The sequence below is a fragment of the Yersinia nurmii genome (genome assembly GCF_001112925.1).
Lineage (GTDB): Bacteria > Pseudomonadota > Gammaproteobacteria > Enterobacterales > Enterobacteriaceae > Yersinia > Yersinia nurmii.
The window spans coordinates 95,603-114,738 of sequence record NZ_CPYD01000009.1 but is presented as its reverse complement, the minus strand read 5'-3'; the positions used below and the strand labels follow the sequence as shown (position 1 = coordinate 114,738).

Below are 19,136 nucleotides of genomic sequence, written 5' to 3'. Positions count from 1 at the left end.
TAACGATACACGGTTAGTTATACCACTAACATGCCAGCAGCTTAGTAAAAAAAGGATTAAAGATGATTTTAAGGAAATCTGATTGGCACCCTGCCGACGTTATTGCGGCACTGCGGAAGAAAGGGACAACCCTAGCGGCGTTGTCTCGAAATGCCGGTCTTAGCTCATCAACGCTAGCTAATGCCCTGACACGTCCCTGGCCGAAAGGTGAGTGGCTAATTGCGGAATGTCTGGAGATCCATCCCTCGGAAATCTGGCCTTCCCGCTATTTTGACGCCAGAACAGGGGCCTTACTGGATAGGAAAACGCGTATTCGTTCAGTACAGCCATAAGTTACTAACATAAAAAAAGCCGCCGGTGCTTGCCACCTGCGGCTTCTTAGACGAAACAGTCAGGGGGAAATACCCCCCCGCTATTTTCAATCAACGATTCTTATTTGTTGACGAAATCTACGCCTAGTTCGATATCTTTGTGCAGCACGTCCAGCATGCTTTCTAATGCATTTTGCTCAAAGGCGCTAAGTTTGCCAATGTCTTTACGTTCAGCAACGCCTTCTTTTCCCAGCAGAATTGGTTGTGCGAAGAAGCGAGCATATTTGCCATCGCCTTCCACATAAGCACATTCAACAATACCGCTTTCGCCTTGCAGAGCGCGAACCAGAGACAAACCGAAACGTGCAGCAGCCTGACCCATAGACAGCGTTGCAGACCCGCCACCGGCTTTTGCTTCAACGACTTCAGTACCTGCATTCTGGATACGCTTGGTCAGGTCGGCAACTTCCTGCTCGGTGAAGCTCACGCCAGGAATCTGTGACAGCAATGGCAGAATAGTCACGCCAGAGTGACCACCAATAACCGGCACTTCGATATCCTGAGGCTGCTTGCCTTTCAACTCAGCAACGAAGGTATTTGAACGAATGGTATCCAGAGTGGTGATACCAAACAGTTTATTCTTGTCGTATACGCCAGCTTTTTTCAGTACTTCAGCTGCGATAGCTACGGTGGTGTTTACTGGGTTAGTGATAATACCGATCAATGCCTTTGGGCAAGTACGGGCAATTTGCTCAACCAGATTACGAACGATCCCAGCGTTAACATTAAATAGATCCGAACGATCCATGCCAGGTTTACGGGCTACACCGGCAGAAATCAGAACTACATCAGCGCCTTGCAGAGCGGGTGTAGCGTCTTCGCCGCTGAAACCTTTAATATTGACTGCCGTAGGGATGTGGCTCAGATCTACAGCTACACCCGGAGTAACCGGAGCGATGTCGTACAGAGAAAGGTCTGAACCTGAAGGAAGCTGAGTCTTGAGTAGAAGAGCGAGGGCCTGGCCGATACCACCAGCGGCACCGAGAACTGCAACTTTCATCCTATACTCCTTGTTATATTTAATTTAAATTTGCCGTGAATTCATCTATTTACGCACCTTAGTTTATTGCGATTTTAAACACAATCTATTAACAGTCAGATTGAGATATCACGCATTAAAAACGGGTGTGAAGTCGGCTTATTTTAGAGTAATTCGCTTATCGATTAATGATATAGCGCACATTCTTCTAAAAATAATTTAAGCATCCACAACAGGTTAATCGGCGGTTACATTACACCCTTCCATAACATCAGAACAACATCATTTTAATAACATTTTTGTCACGACTGTTTGATTGCTACACATTTAGCTTAGGCATAATAATTAGAGATATATTTACGCTAAATTGTCATCTGCACTGATATAAGAGCTTTTATTACTTCCTACGCACGCTAACGTTGAATAAAAATTCATTTAAATGCATAATTGGCGTCCTAATTCTCCATTCCCCTAGGTGAAAAATGCGAAATCCCGCAAAACAAGAAGACCTTATCAAAGCGTTTAAAGCGTTATTGAAAGAGGAAAAATTCAGTTCTCAGGGCGAGATTGTTTTGGCATTGCAGGAGGAAGGGTTTGAAAACATTAACCAATCCAAAGTATCACGCATGCTAACCAAGTTTGGTGCTGTTAGAACCCGCAATGCGAAAATGGAGATGGTTTACTGTCTGCCAGCAGAATTGGGCGTTCCAACGACCAGCAGCCCGCTGAAAAATCTGGTTCTCGACGTAGATTATAATGATTTTGTCGTGGTGATTCACACCAGCCCTGGTGCGGCTCAGCTTATCGCTCGCCAGCTAGATTCATTGGGAAAAGCAGAAGGCATCCTGGGTAGCATTGCCGGAGATGACACAATTTTCACTACGCCAGCCAAAGGCTTTAGTGTTCAACAGCTGCATGACGCTATTTTAGATTTATTCGACCAAGAGCTGTAATCCCAGCCAAAAAGATCGCGGCCAGTAGAATCAAGGTTCTATTGGCCTTTTACCGCACATACTTTTCCTTTCAATCCCTTTGCCATCTTCGCTCTGTGACAGCCTATTTCCTTAGTCATCTTCCTTTACCTTGCATCAGACCATCCTTTCCAACGCACGCAGCTTTGCTTCTTTGTTCGTTATCCTCCTATAGATATGGCTAACCTCTGAGCAATTTGCCGAGAGGCATACTGCATGCAGTCAATATCACTGGATTTCCTTATATAACCAGCACGGACAATTACTATTTTTAATTAAGCAGCAAATACACGCTAAAATTTTTCGCACTTTTGGTCAAAAACACCCACCCGTTTGAAATATCTACTCTTTTGTCTCAATTACTCATTTTTTGATCGATTTTTATTCCGTTTGGTTATTAAAAACTAATAACCCACATTAAAGTAACTTAAAATATTATTAGTCAGCTATTAATGTTTTTAGTGACTAGATGTATACTCATTTCGTGACGTAAATCACATTTACGCAAACTAATAAAAGAACATTAAGAGGTCATAACATGAATATTAAAACTACCGTAGCAGCTTTAAGCGTTCTTTCTGCACTGTCATTTGGTGTATTTGCAGCGGATTCAATCAACGCAAGCCAGGCTGCTAACTTACAGTCTGTTGGCACCATCACCGTTAGCGGTGTGAATGGGACGCCTTCAGATATTCGTCAAGCACTGTCTGACAAAGCAGATGCTCAAGGTGCCAAGGCTTATCAGGTTATCGAGGCTCGCGAAGACGGCAACTTCCACGCTACAGCAAAAATCTACCAGTAAATCCTGACCTGGCGCATTGCGCTGCCAGATTCAGTCAGATATAGAAACACAATCAAAACAACAGCCTCTAAGTAGCAGAATCGATAATAATGCTTTCTGGTTGTTGGCTATTTTTAGGAAAAGATCATGAAAATCAAACATACCATCGCTGCACTAGGCTTATTCTCCGTTATCGCTTTTGGTGCCTCAGCCGCCGAGTCTGTTAATAATGCTCAAACCAACAGACTGACCGATATGGGAACCATCAGCGTGAGTGGCATTACCGGCGCGCCTTCTGATATTACTCAGGCACTTGCCGACAAAGCCGATAGCAAAGGCGCTAAAGCGTATAAAATCATTGAAATGCGTCAAGAAAATGGCTGGCATGCAACAGCCAAGATTTACAAATAAGGACGAACGCACGGTGTTTTAACCAGCAAATCCTAAACAGACTGACTTGCTCAATAATCTTTTAACCATAAACAGATAAACATGAGTCTATTGAGCAAGAAAAAGTAAGAAATATTCACTCCAGATAATCCCTCGCTGTCCTATCCAGCGAACCCTTTTGCCCCCTTTCGGGGGCTTTTTTTATCTCAATCAGTTTAATAACTGTTGATGAGCCTTTTTATCCAGCGCCTCCAACAGTTTGCTATGGATTCCACCGAAACCGCCGTTACTCATGACCAGGATGTGATCGCCCGGCTGAGCGGTTTTTACGATCATTTCTACCAGCGTATCAATATCAGCACTCCATGACGCCGGTTGAATACAGGCTTCGGCCACTTCCACCACCTGCCACGGAATATGCTGCGGCTGGAACAGGAAGACTTCATCAGCTCGGCCGAGTGACGGTGCCAGCTCATTTTTGCACAACCCCATTTTCATGGTGTTAGAGCGAGGTTCCAGCACCGCCAAAATCCGCGCTGTCCCGCCAACCTTGCCACGCAGCGCAGCTAAAGTAGCCAGAATAGCCGTTGGATGATGAGCAAAATCATCATAAACCGTTACGCCGTTGGCTTCGCCACGTAGCTCAAGACGGCGACGGGCATTGATAAAATCACCGAGAGCGCGACAAGCGTCGGCTGGCTGTACACCCACGTGCCGAGCGGCAGCAATGGCCATCAGCCCGTTATGCATATTGTGTTCACCTACCAGCGACCAATTCACTTCGCCAACCAGTTCATTATCTAGGAATACCTGATAAGAGCTGGCATCAACCGTGACTTTCTTCGCTGACCAACTGCCGGTTTCGCCCACAAATTCCTGCTCACTCCAGCACCCCATCGCCATCACCTGTTTCAGATGATTATCGTTATCTGGCAGGATGATCTTGCCTTTGCCCGGCACCAAACGCACCAGATGGTGGAACTGCCTCTGAATCGCTTTAAGATCGTCAAAGATATCAGCGTGATCGAATTCCAAATTGTTCATGATCAGCGTGCGTGGGCTGTAATGAACGAATTTGGAACGCTTATCGAAGAAGGCGCAGTCATATTCGTCGGCCTCGATCACAAAGAATGGGCTGTTTCCTAAACGGGCAGAAACGTCAAAATTACCCGGTACACCACCAATCACAAAGCCTGGCTCATAGCCACAGGCTTCCAGAATCCAGGTCACCATACCGGCGGTGGTGGTTTTACCGTGAGTGCCTGCGACCGCAATAACCCAGCGCTCAGGCAGAACCTGATCGTGTAGCCACTGTGGGCCAGAAACGTAAGGAATACCGCGTTCTAAAACCGCTTCTACACAAGGATTGCCTCGAGTCATCGCATTACCGATGATCACCAGATCCGGTGCAGGATCGAGCTGAGCCGGATCGTATCCTTGGATCAAACTGATCCCTTGATTCTCTAACAAGGTACTCATCGGTGGATAAACGTTAGCGTCGGCCCCAGTGACCTCATGCCCCAATGAGCGTGCCAGCATTGCCAGCCCCCCCATAAACGTGCCGCAAATACCAAGAATATGAATGCGCATAAATGTTTCCGTCTGATTACATCGAGTTTGCGGCTATTCTACCGCTCAGAATCCGAGAGAAGAAATGGAATTGCCTATGAATCAATCTTAGCTTTGGGCTACACTGCGAGCACATTGTAAGTGGTTTGTTAGTAATTCGATATTCAACCGTAGATTCAGGGATTGTGTCATGAAAACGTTAGGCGAATTTATCGTCGAGAAACAGCAAGACTTCTCTCACGCCACAGGCGAATTAACTGCGTTACTGTCAGCGATCAAGTTAGGCGCTAAGATCATTCACCGCGACATCAATAAAGCAGGTCTGGTCGATATTCTCGGCACCAGCGGCGCTGAAAATGTGCAGGGTGAAGTTCAGATGAAATTGGATTTGTATGCCAATGAGAAACTGAAAGCCGCTCTTAAAGCGCGTGGCGAAGTTGCGGGTATCGCGTCTGAAGAAGAAGATGACATCGTTATCTTCGAAGGTGAGAGAGCAGAGAACGCCAAATATGTGGTTCTGATGGATCCATTAGACGGCTCTTCTAATATTGATGTGAATGTCTCAGTCGGTACTATTTTCTCTATCTATCGTCGCATTACGCCAATCGGCGAACCCGTCACAGAAAAAGATTTCCTTCAGCCGGGCAGCGCTCAGGTTGCGGCAGGCTACGTGGTCTACGGTTCATCCACCATGCTGGTCTACACTACCGGTTACGGCGTTCACGGTTTTACCTACGACCCATCGCTGGGTGTTTTCTGTTTATCCCATGAGAAAGTTCGCTATCCAGCAACCGGTTGCATGTATTCGATCAACGAAGGGAACTACATCAAATTCCCTCAGGGCGTGAAGAAATACATCAAGTATTGTCAGGAGCAGGATGATGCAACCCAGCGTCCTTATACTTCTCGCTATATTGGTTCTCTGGTCGCAGACTTCCACCGTAACCTTTTGAAAGGTGGCATCTATATTTATCCAAGTACCGCCAGCCACCCGCAAGGGAAGCTGCGTTTACTGTACGAATGCAACCCAATGGCATTCCTGGCTGAACAAGCCGGCGGTAAAGCCACCGACGGTGTGAATCGTATTCTGGATATCGTGCCGGAGAAGCTGCATCAACGTGCGCCATTCTTCGTCGGTACCAAATCTATGGTGGAAGATGCAGAGCGTTTTATCGCTCAGTTCCCAGATTAATTATTATTCCATATAGATTGAATCAAGCAGCGGCTATGGCCGCTGTTTTTTTTATGCTGCCACGGTTTCTTCATCCGGCTGCAGCTTAAAGACCGCCATGCTGGCAGCAAGCGCATCCGCCTGCTCTTCTAGCGAGCGCGTTGCCGCCGCAGCCTGTTCAACTAACGCTGCGTTTTGCTGCGCGACCTGATCCATTTGTGTAATCGCCAGATTAACCTGCTCAATACCAGAGCTTTGCTCATGGGACGCAGCGGTTATTTCTTTCATTAATGCCGTTACCCGGCTTACCTCACGGGCAATATCATTCATGGTTTTACCGGCGGACTCAGCCATATCAGCCCCTTCCCGTACCCGACTTTGCGATTCCACAATCAACCCTTTAATTTCTTTGGCTGACTGGGCGCTGCGCTGAGCCAAATTACGGACTTCACCGGCGACGACGGCAAAACCTCGTCCCTGTTCTCCAGCGCGGGCCGCTTCTACCGCCGCATTCAGCGCCAGAATATTAGTCTGAAACGCTATGCTATCCATCACGCTGATAATATCGGAAATCCTTCGAGAACTGGCGGTGATCGCCTGCATTTTATCCATCACATGATTAACCACCGAACTCCCCTGATTAGCGATCTCAGAGACGCTCATGGCCAAACGGTTTGCCTGGTCTGAATTCTCCGCGTTCATTTTCACCGTAGAAGTCAGTTGCTCCATGCTGGCGGCAGTTTGTTCCAGCGAAGCGGCTGATTCTTCGGTTCTTTGCGCAAGATGGGTATTACCTGCGGCTAACTCCCGCGATCCGATACCAATCTGACCGCCAACATCCCGGACATGGCTCACCGAAGCCACCAGCGATTGCTGCATCGCCTGTAAAGCTCTGGCCAAGCGCGCCAGTTCGGTTTTACCTTCACCATTAATACTATGGGTCAGATCTCCGGCCGCAATAAACTCCAATTGATGAATAGACTGCTCCAACGGGCGCAAAATAATAATTTGCAAAGCAAACCAGGCAACTATCGCGGAAAACAAGGTTATTAGCCCCGAAGCGACAATAATGGCAACTTTAATATGTGCAGCGCTATTGGCTTGCTCAATCTGCTGCTGGCCTGCATTCAACGCATAAGCGCGGAATTGCTGCACATCTCCATCGAAAGCACCGCTGATACTGGAAATCCGGTTTTCCAGCGCTTCATAGTAATCGTCCGCATTGCCCGCTTTGATCGCTTCCAGCATCGGAACCACGCCTTGCTCGAGATAGAATTTATAACTTTGTTGAATATTATTCGCTAGATCTTCCCCTTCTCCTCTGGCAGTGACCGCGGCAATAAAGCGCTTCATTTCTTGCTGGGATTGGGCCAAATCGGCTTCAATTTTGTTGGCCGTTTTCTGGGAATCATCAATCAGGCCGATTTCCATTTGCCTGACGGCCAAGGCAGCCGCAGCTCTGGCACTTAACGTCGCATTAAAACTATTGGATAACGCCCCCAACTCCTCTCCCTGAATCTGATTAATGATCCGCAAAGAATTAGAGCTTTCGTGAATAGAGTTGATACCAATTACGCTAACAACTAATAAAATCAACGACATCAAACTCAACTGGGCGATCAACCCAGTCTTTACGGTAATCTTTTTTAACATCTGTTTTTCCCGGTTATCTGCGAAGAATGAAGATTACAAAGCGTTAACTAAAAGTGAGCAGGCATATTATTTAGATAAGTTATCGGCGCACCCGATACCTTCTTGAGCAATCGCGAGTAAAACAGGTGAAAATAGATACGATTAGGCAATGACGAGATTTCTACGCGGCTTGTTCAGCCAAATTTAGCTAATACCTCCATTATCCAGATGTGAAAAGGACGGGAATTAAGAAAAGAGTTGGCTATAATAGCCGGCACTCCATTTCTGGTTTGATAAAAGGAAACCGACATGAGCTTGAACTTAGTACCAGCAGGTAAAGACCTGCCAGAAGATATTTACGTTGTGATCGAAATCCCAGCTAACGCCGATCCAATTAAATACGAAATCGACAAAGAAACCGGTTCTCTGTTCGTTGACCGTTTCATGTCTACCGCCATGTTCTACCCGTGCAACTACGGCTACATCAACAACACCCTGTCTTTAGACGGTGACCCGGTTGACGTTCTGGTTCCAACACCTTACCCATTACAACCGGGTTCAGTGGTTCGTTGCCGTCCAGTTGGCGTGTTGAAAATGACTGACGAAGCGGGCGAAGATGCCAAGCTGGTTGCCGTTCCACACAGCAAACTGACTAAAGAATACGATCACGTTAAAGACGTGCAAGATCTGCCAGAACTGCTGAAAGCACAGATCAAACACTTCTTTGAGCACTACAAAGATCTGGAAACCGGTAAATGGGTTAAAGTTGACGGTTGGGAAAATGCAGCAGCAGCGAAAGCTGAAATCGTTGCTTCTTTTGAGCGCGCTGCCAAGAAGTAATTCTTGCCGCGGCTCCATAAAAAAACACCGCTCAATGAGCGGTGTTTTTTTTCACATCACTTTTCTTCGTGTTCTTCGTGGCGTTTCAGCCAGTCACCGCTTCGAATCCGCGGCAATCCTGCAACATTCAGGCGATAGAGATAAATCCAGGCACTACCAAAAGGCGTCTGAATTAGCTCACGCTTATAATCTTTGGTATTACTCTTCAGTTCATCCAGCTCGGTCATGATGGCTGAGTTTATCCGATAAACTTCGCAATGCACCTGACCTTCCCCCGGAATCACTGCAGGATAATGGCCCAAGTTGTACATTTCATACCCATCAAGGTCATATTCACCCAAAAGCTGAGCGTCAGTCATCCAGTGACTGTTACCTTGTTTGCGCCGTAAACTGCCGTAGACAATAATTCGCATCGTTAAAACTCAAACTGATAGAGCACATCCAATGCCTGATTAATACCAGACACCGCCTCCAGATACAACCTGGGCATCAATCGATAGCGTAATGTTAACGTCGCCAATGAGTCAAATATACCGACACCATATTTTACCTGTAGGTCTTTGGTGACATATCCGCTAACGACCACTTGCGAACTGTCTCCTACGCCCTGAGTATCCAACGCCAGATCGCTTACGCCAAACGCCTCACCGATTTTACCAACCAGCTTGCCGCTCTGCGCCACGCCCATGCCGATGAGCATTGAGGTCATCATGCTGCTATCGGTGCCAGAACTGCTCAGACCTTGGCCGCGCAATAAGTAAGACAAAGCCTCTTGCTGAGACTTGACCGGATCGGAGAACACTTCAAGCTGCGGCGCATCTGCCAGCCCGGTAACCCGAACCCCAGCGGTGACGCCATCTTCGGTAGAATCTGGGTTACGAATCGCTTCAATATTCAGCAGCGGTTGATCCGGCGGACCGGAGAATAACAGCAAGCCTTTACGCACGATCAGATCCTGTCCATAGGCGCGGAAACTACCGGACGGTATATTAATTTGGCCGTTTAACCCCAAACCACGCTGATCCTGAACCATTTTCAGATCGCCTTGCAGACGTGCTTTCAGGCCAAAAGCGTTCAGGCGAACATCATTGCCAACGTGAATAAGCAGATTACTGTTAATCGGAATACCCGTGCTTCTTGGGGCGATAGGCTGAAGATCATTATTCAACATCACCTCATCCGAGGAGACACCAACCGCGCTTTCAGGCACTTCCTGTACCGTTATACGCGCCCACGGAATATCCACAGAACCGTTAAGAGAGAACAGTTGCGGCGTGGCTTCAAACACAATATCCGGTGATACATCAACGCGAACCATTGGTGGGATAGTGACACGCAGCTTGTTGCCTTTCGCCGCGATACGGGCACGCCATGCATCGATATTACGCCAATCCGCGCTCCCATCGAGATTAAGCTGCCCGTTTGTTGTTCGAATCAGCCCTTCCAGAGTGGAGGTCATGCCGTCAAAATTCACCGCCAGACGCCCATCAATAACATCAAATGGCATCCAGCTACCGTCAATATCTACGCCGTCGAGCGCTAAACGCCCGAAGACCAGGGGATTTTTGGCATTGCCACCGAGACGCAGGTTGGCGTTCAACATCCCTTTGGCTTTCTCGCCGTCGCTGAGAATCGGATTAATCATCGCCAGCGAAATATTACTGATAGCAACATTACCAGAGAGATTTCTACGCCCTTGCGGATCGGCGACCTGCACCTGCCCGTTAAACTGGCCGTTGTTTGTCAGCTTAATGAGCCAATCGGCCTGAGCCCGGCCATTATTCAGTGCCGCGTTCAGGTTCAGGGTATCAAAGGCCAGCGGCAGAGGATTCCCCTGAACCATCTGTTTGACGTTAACCCCTTTACCAACCAGCGAAACCTTGGCCTGAGGCAAGGCACTACCTTCTGTCCAGCTCACGTCCGCCCGACCGCTAAATACGCCGTTCAGCGTAGTATCCGGCCCAAGGAAGGGTTTAATCATCGCTAAATCAAAGCGATTAAGCACGATGCTAGCCTGCCCACTTGGCCCTGCTTCAATGGTCCGTGGCACACAAAGCTCGGCATTCGGGTTCTGCCAGCAATGTGGCCCGATGGTGATTTTCTGTGCCGTATTCAGATAATCCAGAGCAATAGCGCGATTTAAACGCCATTCTCCAACCGGCGTGTCAAAGCGGGTATTGTTCAGATTGCCACGCCAGCGCTGCTGTTGACGATCGAAACTGCCGTCCAGCGCCAACTGGCCAGAAACCGGCTCTCCCTGAACGTTTAACCGAAGCTGATGCTGCTTTTCGCTGCCTTTAGCATCTAACGTCAACAGACTGACCAATAAGTCGTCCTGCTTCAGCTGCTCAACCCGCACCGCCAGTTTCCCCTGAATCTGCTCAGCAGAACGCACATCGCCATCTACCTTAATCCGACGAATATGTAGTGCTTGCCATTGCAAACCCGTCGCGGTTAGATCGGCCACAAGCTGTGGTGCTGCAAGATCGCCGCGCAGCTTCAGATTGCCTTTAACCACGCCAGCTAAACCTGGCAGAGCGCCATCTAACTGCGGTGCGTCTATATTGGCGTCGAGAACCCATTTGTCATTCAGATCGCCCTTCACATCCAGCTTATTGCGACCCAACGCCAGATTGATCCCCGGAATATGCCATTGTCCGGCGGCATTGCCGGTGAGAGAACCTCTGGCCGTGACGCGATTCTGTTTTACGTTACCGTCTAAAGTCAGCTCTGAGACATTCAGTTGCCAGCTACCGCCGTACATACTGCCGCGGGTAACAATCTTACCGTTCAGTTTCGCAGGCCATTCCGGCCACTGCTTCGCCGTATTGATGCCATTTAGCGTCAGAACAGAGTTCCAGCTAATGGCCTGACTCCAGTCGGCTACGCCGGTTAGATCGGTATTTCCTTGCAGTGCCGCCAACCGTAAACGAGTTAGCCTGAACTGCTCAACGTTACCTTTCCCGTCCAAAGTAATGACGGCGGGAGGAATATCCGTCCCTTTTACGTCTGCTCGGAGAGATAACGCATAATCCGTGGCCTGTCCGTTAAAACGTGTTTTGAAGTTATTGACCTGGAACTGAGCGTCGCCGGTGAATGGCCAACGCAGCTGCTTGCTTTGCAAGGTCAAAACCAGAGGTAAACCGGCTTTAGCCAATTCAGCTTGAGCGTCAAGCTGAGCGCTAACCGGGCCGGACAAATTTAGCGCCACGGTGAGTTGATCCCGCAGACCGCCGCCCAGATTCAGTTTAATCTTCTCGCCTTTCAGCGGCTCAACGTTGACGGCACTATTTACCACCAGCTCCAGCGGCCATTTATCTGCCAACGTAGCCTGCCCACTGGCGGTCAAGCCACCCTGCGGGGATTTAATATCCAGCGTTTCCAGCGTCACCCTTTGCTCTTGCGTGCTGGCTTTCAATATCAGGCTAGTGATTAATGCTTCGGTATCGCCGGTCATACGCAGCTGTTGAGCATTGATTTCCTGAATCTGCAAATCGACAGGCAAACGAAAATCAGGCAACTCTGGCAGCAACGGCTTAGCGAACAGGGCTTTTAACGTTTCCCCTAGCGGTTTTTCTGGCTCGGAGGACTGAGCTGAACCTTGCGTTGGCGTGGAATCAGCCACTTTCTCCGCTGCTTTTTCCGTGGCTTCTTTGACTGCAATTGCTGTGTCTACCGCCGGTTTTATCGCGTCCGGTACAGCAACTGGCGCGGTTTTCGGTAAGGCAATCAACAACCCGCTAATTTTGGTTGGCATCAAGGTTAACGCGCGTTGTTGCCAGTGAGCGCCAGTGCGGAACTCATCCAGCGAAATCGCCGTATCATCGATGGTCACTTTGACATTGTTAATCGCCAGCAGCCGCAGAGTCATCGGATACGGCGTGCTCAGCTCGCCCATTGGTTCGCTATCCGGCTGCGTAGGCTCAGAAGGCGGCAGCGATTTTGTATCGACAATCACGTCAATATCCTGCGCTGTCAAAGCGTTAACGCACAGTTCGCTACGTTTAAGACAAGATAACTGCAGGGAAAGATGGAACTGGCCGGCTTTCACCGTCACGCCCGGCATTTGGTACTGAACGCCTTTCAGCGTGAGATCCCGCCATCCGCCGCTGACACTGGCAATATCCAGCCCCGGCACCCAACGCGCCGCGCTGTTGATCAGAAAGTGCAAACCGGCAGTGGTGCCGAGCAAACCGGCCAGAGTGCCGATCAACAACAGCAAAATGAGTAAAAATGCGATACTGAGTTTCTTTAGCCAACTCATAGTTCAGGCCCCAAACCAATATAGAATTGGACTCCGTGGGTTTCTTGATCGCCAATCGGCGCTGCGAGGTCAAATTTAATCGGTCCAACCGGGGATTCCCAGCGCACGCCAACACCCGCACCGGTTTTAAAATCGCTCTTACGAATATCGTTCACTGCTTCACCCGAATCGATAAACACGGCACCCCACCATTTTCCAGTGACGTTATATTGATATTCGATGGAGCCAGTAGCCAGCTTGGATGCACCGCTCAATTTACCGGAACTATCCAACGGTGAAATGCTTTGATATTTATAACCACGCACGCTGCGATCGCCACCGGCGAAGAAACGCAGAGATGGAGGGACTCGATTAAAGTTATTGGTTTCGATCCAACCGAGATTTCCTCGAGCAACGAAGCGGTTTTTCTCACCTAATGTACGAATCCACACATTTTGCGCCTGGAACACGGCAAAATCGACGTCAGAGCCCCAGGTAGTATCAGAAACGTCCACCGAGTAACGTTGGCTGTCTCCCCACGACGGCATCGCCCCGCCGCGCTGACGGGTGCGGTTCACACTGGCGCCCGGATACAGCAGCATAGTGGTATCCGTAACGTTACCCTGCGTAAAGTGGTCCAGACTCCAGCGCAGGTTGATAGAGCGCTGCCAGCCGCTGGACATATCCCAGAAACGCGCCACGTTCAGTGTAGTAGTGTCAGATTTAGTGTCATTCAGATCGGTACGTTTGAAACCGCCTTGTAGCAGATAATATTGCTCAAGTGGATTTTTCAGCACAGGAATACGGTAGCTAAAATCTAGGCTTTGCTCAGGGGCCGAAACGTTGGCACTCGTCGTAAAACTGTGACCACGATTATTAACCCACGGTTTACGCCAACTGGCTTTTACCCTAGGGCCGATATCGCTGGCAAAACCACCGCCTAGCTCAACGGTATTTTCCGTGCGGGGCGTCAGCACGGCGTCTAATGGCAATATTTTACTTTTCTTCGCATCGCGAAAATCAGGAGAAACCACCACGGAGTTAAACCAATTGGTGGCCGCTAAACGGCGGTTGAGTTCGGCTAAATCATCCGAGCTGTAATCTTGCCCTGCGTGGAAAGGAACCAAATTTTGCAGGTAATCGTCGCGAATTTGTGAACCTTGAAAATTCACCGTACCGAAACGATAGCGTTCGCCGCTGTCAAAATCGATATCCCAAAAGGCTTTCCGTAATTCAGCCGCTACGCCTAACTGACTTTTTATCATGTTAGCGTCAAAATAACCCCGGCGTAGCGCCAGATTAGTCAGCGAACCTTTGAAGCTATCGAATTCGCCATGGTTCAAAATTGAACCGATTTTTGGCGTATCCCGGCGTACCAAAGCGAGATAGGAAGGATCGGTTTTCGCACCGCCTTGTAACACGATATCAACGCCAGCAATTAATACCGGTTCACCCGGAGTGACCTTCGCGATTAATATTGAACGCGCCGGTGCAGGCTTGGGCTGTAAATCAAATTCAATGGTGGGATCGTAATAGCCAAGCGCTCTAAGCCCCTGACGGATTGCTTCGTCTACCCTAGCGCGGAACCGGCCATCGGCGCTGACTTCATCGGTGCTGATAGTCGATAATCGCGCCCGAACGTTTCTTTCCAAATCCCCGCTAAGACCTTCAACCTGTAGCCGAACATTGGCGGCATAAGCGAACGGTGTGGCGAGTAATGCACACAAAAAACACACAATAGGGTATCGAGACACGCGTACTCCTGATTAATTTTTACTTTCCTGTAAAAAACGATCTCACCGGTTACCGGATATATGGCGGTGTTTTCACACCCTATTTCCCTTTATGAAGACCGATTTAAGCCTGTCGCCCCTGAAATTCTGCGTTAAGCTGATACATTAACGCAATATGCCTCTTATTGTGTGCAAACTCGCAATCAGATACAACTATCTATCCTTTAACACTGTGATAACCGGAGTTCATTTTGCTGCACAATTCAGAAAAATCAGCCGTTATTAACGCACAAGATGCCTTGCCGGGACGTACCACCCCGATGCCGGTTGCAACTACTCACGCCGTAAATGGCCACTCAATGACTCATATTCCAGAAGGAATGAAAGAAGCGATTTTTGCCATGGGCTGTTTTTGGGGCGTAGAGCGCCTGTTCTGGCAACAACCGGGCGTTTATAGCACCGCCGCAGGCTACAGCGGAGGCTATACGCCAAACCCGACTTATCATGAAGTTTGCAGCGGTCGCACTGCTCACGCCGAAGTGGTGCGAGTGGTGTTTGATCCCAAAGTGATTAGCTACGACCAGTTACTACAGATCTTCTGGGAAAACCACGATCCGGCTCAGGGAATGCGCCAGGGCGGCGACATCGGTACTCAGTATCGTTCGGCTATCTACGTATTGACCCAGGAACAGGAACAGCAGGCTAACGCCAGCCGCGCCCGATTCCAGCAAGCAATGGCAGAGGCCGGTGATAAACGCACCATTACCAGCGAGATTACTGCGGCTTTGCCTTTCTATTATGCAGAAGACGACCACCAGCAGTATCTGTATAAAAATCCTCACGGTTACTGTGGTTTAGGGGGCATTGGGGTTTGCCTGCCGCCGAATTTGTAGGGCTAGCGGCCATCTGATTGCTGCTGCTATACTATCCGGGCTGTTGACACAGCCCGATGGCGGCTTTCCTGCCCGCCATTTTAACTTTTATGTATGACCCTTCCTTACGATCGCCGACTGAATCGTCGGTACGACACGGATAGATTATGTTAAACAGTATTTTACTGATTCTTTTTCTGATCGCGGTAAGTGCCTTTTTCTCTTTATCGGAGATATCGCTGGCTGCTTCACGCAAAATCAAACTTAAACTTCTTGCTGATGAGGGAGACATCAACGCACTTCGTGTGCTGAAACTGCAAGAGACGCCGGGCATTTTCTTTACAGTGGTGCAAATCGGCCTGAATGCCGTCGCTATTTTGGGTGGTATTGTTGGTGACGCCGCCTTCTCGCCGTCATTCAAAGTGGTGTTCGAGCGCTTTATGTCGCCCGAAATGGCAGACCAGGTCAGTTTCATCTGCTCATTCGTTCTGGTAACCAGCCTGTTCATCCTGTTTGCCGATTTAACCCCGAAGCGCATCGGTATGATTGCACCAGAGACGGTTGCCGTCCGGATCGTCAACCCGATGCGTTTCTGCCTGATGATCTGCCGTCCGTTAGTGTGGTTCTTCAACGGTATGGCCAACCTGATTTTCCGCTTATTCAAACTGCCAATGGTTCGTAAGGATGACATTACATCCGATGACATCTACGCCGTGGTGGAAGCCGGAGCATTAGCTGGGGTACTGCGCAAACAAGAGCACGAACTGATTGAGAACGTTTTTGAGCTGGAATCCCGTACCGTTCCGTCATCCATGACATCTCGCGAAAGCGTGATTTATTTTGACCTGCGGGAAAGCGAAGAAAGCATCAAAGAGAAAATCGCGACTCATCCACACTCCAAGTTTCTGGTTTGCGACGGTCATATCGATCAGGTCGTGGGCTACGTCGACTCTAAAGACTTGCTAAACCGCGTGCTGGGAAACCAGAGTTTGGTACTGAGCAGCGGCGTACAAATCCGCTCTGCGCTGATAGTGCCAGATACTTTAACGCTTTCTGAGGCGCTGGAAAGCTTCAAAACTGCCGGAGAAGACTTCGCCGTTATTCTTAACGAGTATGCATTGGTGGTTGGGATTATTACTCTGAATGACGTAATGACCACGCTGATGGGAGATTTAGTCGGCCAAGGGCAGGAAGAACAAATTGTTGCTCGTGATGAAAACTCATGGCTGATTGAAGGCGGTACACCTATTGATGACGTGATGCGCGTGCTGGATATCGATGAGTTCCCGCAGTCTGGCAATTATGAAACCATCGGCGGTTTTATGATGTATATGCTGCGTAAAATTCCGAAACGCACGGATTTCGTCAAGTATGCCGGCTACAAGTTTGAAGTAGTCGATATCGATAGCTACAAGATCGATCAGCTACTGGTTACCAAGCTCACTGATACTCCGGCTCCTATTCTGCCCAAAGCGCCACACGAAAGCAGCGATGCGTGATTGATACGATCAGAATGACTTGCTGAAAATACTAGCGGCCCCATTATCGGGGCCGCAATTCATTCGGCGCTACTGCTTTACGCCTTATCAACCCATTTCTGACTGTAGCCGTAGAACCTGGCGGTTGACCTCGGACATCACACTATAGTGGCGTTTATCTCGTACTTTCGGAGGCAAAATTTTACCTTTGTCGAATTCAAAAGCCCCCATATCCTTGATATATAGCCGACCGCGGAATAGGGTTTTGACGTACATCGCGACTTTAGCGGGGTTGTAACGCTGGAAGATCCTCATTTTTTTGCTTTCCTCCCATGACACAAATACGCTCCGCGAATGGCCTAAGCGACCAGGATCACAGGTAGCGTAAGATAATTGCAGAGTAATAGACCTGAAGAGTGGCGCTAAGTTCCGCCAAAAGTAGTCATACATACTGCGTTTACATAAAATTACAGAATCACACGAACATAAACGGCCGTTAAGGCAGAATAACCATCTAAACAGTAACGATTACTAAAATTGGCATCAGACAGGACAGACCTCGGATCTGCACCTATGATTTGAAAACTTGCCTCAATCTGCGGCGCAAGTGCCTAATTCCATCGTTTAGCATCGTCAAGGACATCACATGATAAAAAATAGCCTGCTCATTCTTTCCCTTATTTTCACACCTTTGCTTGCCTCGGCTCATAACATTCAACTCGATCAGCGTGTGCCTCCGGTGGGTGTTAGCGATAAAGGTGAACTAGATCTGGCTAATAATAAGTTTAGCTATAAAAACTGGAATAGCTCGCAATTAGCCGGCAAAGTCCGGGTGGTGCAACATATCGCTGGCCGCAGCAGTGCCAAAGAGATGAATGCCCCCTTGATTGAAGCAATCAAGGCCGCCAAATTACCGCACGATCGTTACCAAACGACGACAATCGTCGATACCGACGATGCCATTATCGGCACTGCTATGTTTGTGCGTAACAGCATTGAAGACAGCAAGCGTGAATTTCCCTGGTCGCAGTTTATTGTCGACAGCAATGGCAACGTGAAGAAAGCCTGGGATCTGGCCGCCAAAAGCTCCACCATCGTGGTGCTGGATCAGCAAGGTAACGTTCGTTTCGTTAAAGATGGGGCATTAAGTGCGGAAGAAGTGCAGCAGGTCATCGCCCAACTGCACCAGTTGCTGAAGTCTTAAAACAGCGACACTCTGAAGCCGGGGTTCAGGAAAGACTCACGTGGGGTATAAGACAAAGGTTTACCCTGCCAATCATTGACCTGCGCTCCGGCCGCTGCGGCCACCGCATGGCCTGCGGCGGTATCCCAAATGTTAGTCGGCCCAAAACGGGGATACAATTGCGCCTTCCCTTCGGCCACGAGACAAAACTTGAGGGAAGAACCGACGGAGACTGTTTGATGCTCGCCCAGTTGAGCCAGATAGTCTCTTAGCTCGTCATCACTGTGGGAACGGCTCACAACCACCAGTGGTAATTGCGCATCACGAACCTGAATCTGCATCCGGCGCCCACCTTCTTCTTTCCAAGCCTGGCCGTTCTCGGCGCTGTACATCACATCCATCACTGGCGTATACACCACGCCCAAGGTTGGCGTACCTTGCTCGATCAGCGCGATATTCACGGTAAATTCACCGTTTCGGTTAAGAAATTCTTTAGTGCCATCCAGAGGATCGACCAGCCAGTAACGCTGCCAGTGCTGGCGAATTTCCCACGCCGGAGGATCTTCTTCCGACAACAGGGGAATATTTGGCGTCAGCGCTGCCAGACCGGCTTTGATAATATCATGCGCCGCCAGATCCGCCGCGGTTACCGGGGAATCATCTTTTTTCTGTGCTACATCAAGAGGTTTCTCTCCATCGTAGACGGCCATAATCGCCGCCCCAGCATCGCGTGCCAACTGGCAAATTTGCTCTAACATCATCCACCTCTGAAGTTATCCGACATACTTTTCGTCGCTGTTCGGCTCACCGCTGTCCGGCTATCACCGGTTGGCAACGCCCTTTTCCCTCTATTTATTCTAGAGGTAAATACCAAAATAAAACTCACCTAAAGGATGAATTCGGCTTGAGTAGCAGACTAGTGA

Annotated in this window: 17 protein-coding genes; 9 read left to right on the top strand and 8 right to left on the bottom strand. The window is 49.0% G+C overall.

The window, feature by feature from the left end; all coding sequences use genetic code 11:
- Window positions 1-62 precede the first annotated feature (62 nt).
- Window positions 63-332, top strand: a complete 270-nt coding sequence (locus AD970_RS12335) for a helix-turn-helix domain-containing protein (RefSeq protein ID WP_049599379.1) — start codon at window positions 63-65, stop codon at window positions 330-332.
- 100 nt (window positions 333-432) lie between these two features.
- On the opposite strand, the gene mdh is transcribed toward AD970_RS12335, so the two are convergent.
- Entirely contained in the window at window positions 433-1,371 is a 939-nt protein-coding gene (mdh, locus tag AD970_RS12330) for a malate dehydrogenase (protein WP_049599376.1), read from the bottom strand.
- A gap of 461 nt (window positions 1,372-1,832) precedes the next feature.
- Here mdh and argR point away from each other — a divergent pair, with 461 nt between their 5' ends.
- From argR to yhcN (AD970_RS12315), 3 genes are all read left to right on the top strand, one after another.
- Window positions 1,833-2,303 (top strand): transcriptional regulator ArgR, encoded by a 471-nt coding sequence (argR, locus tag AD970_RS12325; protein ID WP_049599374.1) that lies wholly within the window; start codon window positions 1,833-1,835, stop codon window positions 2,301-2,303.
- 556 nt (window positions 2,304-2,859) lie between these two features.
- Window positions 2,860-3,123: a peroxide/acid stress response protein YhcN gene (gene yhcN, locus AD970_RS12320; protein ID WP_049599371.1), complete on the top strand. Its 264-nt coding sequence runs from the start codon at window positions 2,860-2,862 to the stop codon at window positions 3,121-3,123.
- A gap of 126 nt (window positions 3,124-3,249) precedes the next feature.
- Window positions 3,250-3,513, top strand: a complete 264-nt coding sequence (gene yhcN / locus AD970_RS12315; RefSeq protein WP_049599369.1) for a peroxide/acid stress response protein YhcN — start codon at window positions 3,250-3,252, stop codon at window positions 3,511-3,513.
- A 189-nt stretch (window positions 3,514-3,702) separates the two neighbouring features.
- On the opposite strand, the gene mpl is transcribed toward yhcN (AD970_RS12315), so the two are convergent.
- Window positions 3,703-5,082, bottom strand: coding sequence for a UDP-N-acetylmuramate:L-alanyl-gamma-D-glutamyl-meso-diaminopimelate ligase (mpl, locus tag AD970_RS12310; protein WP_049599367.1), 1,380 nt, complete (start codon window positions 5,080-5,082; stop codon window positions 3,703-3,705).
- A gap of 169 nt (window positions 5,083-5,251) precedes the next feature.
- Between mpl and fbp the strand changes: the two genes are divergently transcribed.
- Window positions 5,252-6,253 (top strand): class 1 fructose-bisphosphatase, encoded by a 1,002-nt coding sequence (fbp, locus tag AD970_RS12305; RefSeq protein WP_049599364.1) that lies wholly within the window; start codon window positions 5,252-5,254, stop codon window positions 6,251-6,253.
- Window positions 6,254-6,304: 51 nt separating this feature from the next.
- Here the strand turns inward: fbp and AD970_RS12300 are convergent, their stop codons facing one another.
- The gene (locus tag AD970_RS12300; protein WP_049599361.1) at window positions 6,305-7,885 is read right to left on the bottom strand and encodes a methyl-accepting chemotaxis protein; all 1,581 of its coding nucleotides are present in this window, start codon (window positions 7,883-7,885) and stop codon (window positions 6,305-6,307) included.
- Between the two features lie 288 nt (window positions 7,886-8,173).
- Here AD970_RS12300 and ppa point away from each other — a divergent pair, with 288 nt between their 5' ends.
- On the top strand, window positions 8,174-8,704 hold the full coding sequence (ppa, locus tag AD970_RS12295) for an inorganic diphosphatase (RefSeq protein ID WP_049599358.1): 531 nt from the start codon (window positions 8,174-8,176) through the stop codon (window positions 8,702-8,704).
- Between the two features lie 56 nt (window positions 8,705-8,760).
- Here ppa and AD970_RS12290 read toward each other — a convergent pair whose 3' ends face one another.
- The 3 genes from AD970_RS12290 to tamA are packed head-to-tail and all read right to left on the bottom strand — an operon-like array spanning window position 8,761 to window position 14,701.
- Window positions 8,761-9,117, bottom strand: a complete 357-nt coding sequence (locus AD970_RS12290; protein ID WP_049599356.1) for a gamma-glutamylcyclotransferase family protein — start codon at window positions 9,115-9,117, stop codon at window positions 8,761-8,763.
- 2 nt (window positions 9,118-9,119) lie between these two features.
- Window positions 9,120-12,968, bottom strand: coding sequence for an autotransporter assembly complex protein TamB (tamB, locus tag AD970_RS12285; protein ID WP_049599353.1), 3,849 nt, complete (start codon window positions 12,966-12,968; stop codon window positions 9,120-9,122).
- Window positions 12,965-14,701 (bottom strand): autotransporter assembly complex protein TamA, encoded by a 1,737-nt coding sequence (tamA, locus tag AD970_RS12280; protein ID WP_049599351.1) that lies wholly within the window; start codon window positions 14,699-14,701, stop codon window positions 12,965-12,967. Before tamA ends, tamB begins: the two co-directional genes overlap by 4 nt.
- A 233-nt stretch (window positions 14,702-14,934) precedes the next feature.
- Between tamA and msrA the strand changes: the two genes are divergently transcribed.
- Both msrA and AD970_RS12270 read left to right on the top strand, forming a co-directional pair.
- The gene (msrA, locus tag AD970_RS12275) at window positions 14,935-15,573 is read left to right on the top strand and encodes a peptide-methionine (S)-S-oxide reductase MsrA (protein WP_084728156.1); all 639 of its coding nucleotides are present in this window, start codon (window positions 14,935-14,937) and stop codon (window positions 15,571-15,573) included.
- A 146-nt stretch (window positions 15,574-15,719) separates the two neighbouring features.
- Complete coding sequence (locus AD970_RS12270; protein ID WP_049599346.1) at window positions 15,720-17,051, top strand: hemolysin family protein; 1,332 nt, start codon at window positions 15,720-15,722, stop codon at window positions 17,049-17,051.
- 87 nt (window positions 17,052-17,138) lie between these two features.
- Here AD970_RS12270 and AD970_RS12265 read toward each other — a convergent pair whose 3' ends face one another.
- Window positions 17,139-17,345: a DUF1107 domain-containing protein gene (locus AD970_RS12265; protein WP_049599343.1), complete on the bottom strand. Its 207-nt coding sequence runs from the start codon at window positions 17,343-17,345 to the stop codon at window positions 17,139-17,141.
- Window positions 17,346-17,676: 331 nt separating this feature from the next.
- Between AD970_RS12265 and AD970_RS12260 the strand changes: the two genes are divergently transcribed.
- Window positions 17,677-18,234 (top strand): YtfJ family protein, encoded by a 558-nt coding sequence (locus tag AD970_RS12260; RefSeq protein WP_049599340.1) that lies wholly within the window; start codon window positions 17,677-17,679, stop codon window positions 18,232-18,234.
- Here the strand turns inward: AD970_RS12260 and cysQ are convergent.
- Window positions 18,231-18,971: a 3'(2'),5'-bisphosphate nucleotidase CysQ gene (cysQ, locus tag AD970_RS12255; protein WP_049599337.1), complete on the bottom strand. Its 741-nt coding sequence runs from the start codon at window positions 18,969-18,971 to the stop codon at window positions 18,231-18,233. The two genes, AD970_RS12260 and cysQ, sit on opposite strands and share 4 nt — an antisense overlap.
- Between the last annotated feature and the right edge of the window lie 165 nt (window positions 18,972-19,136).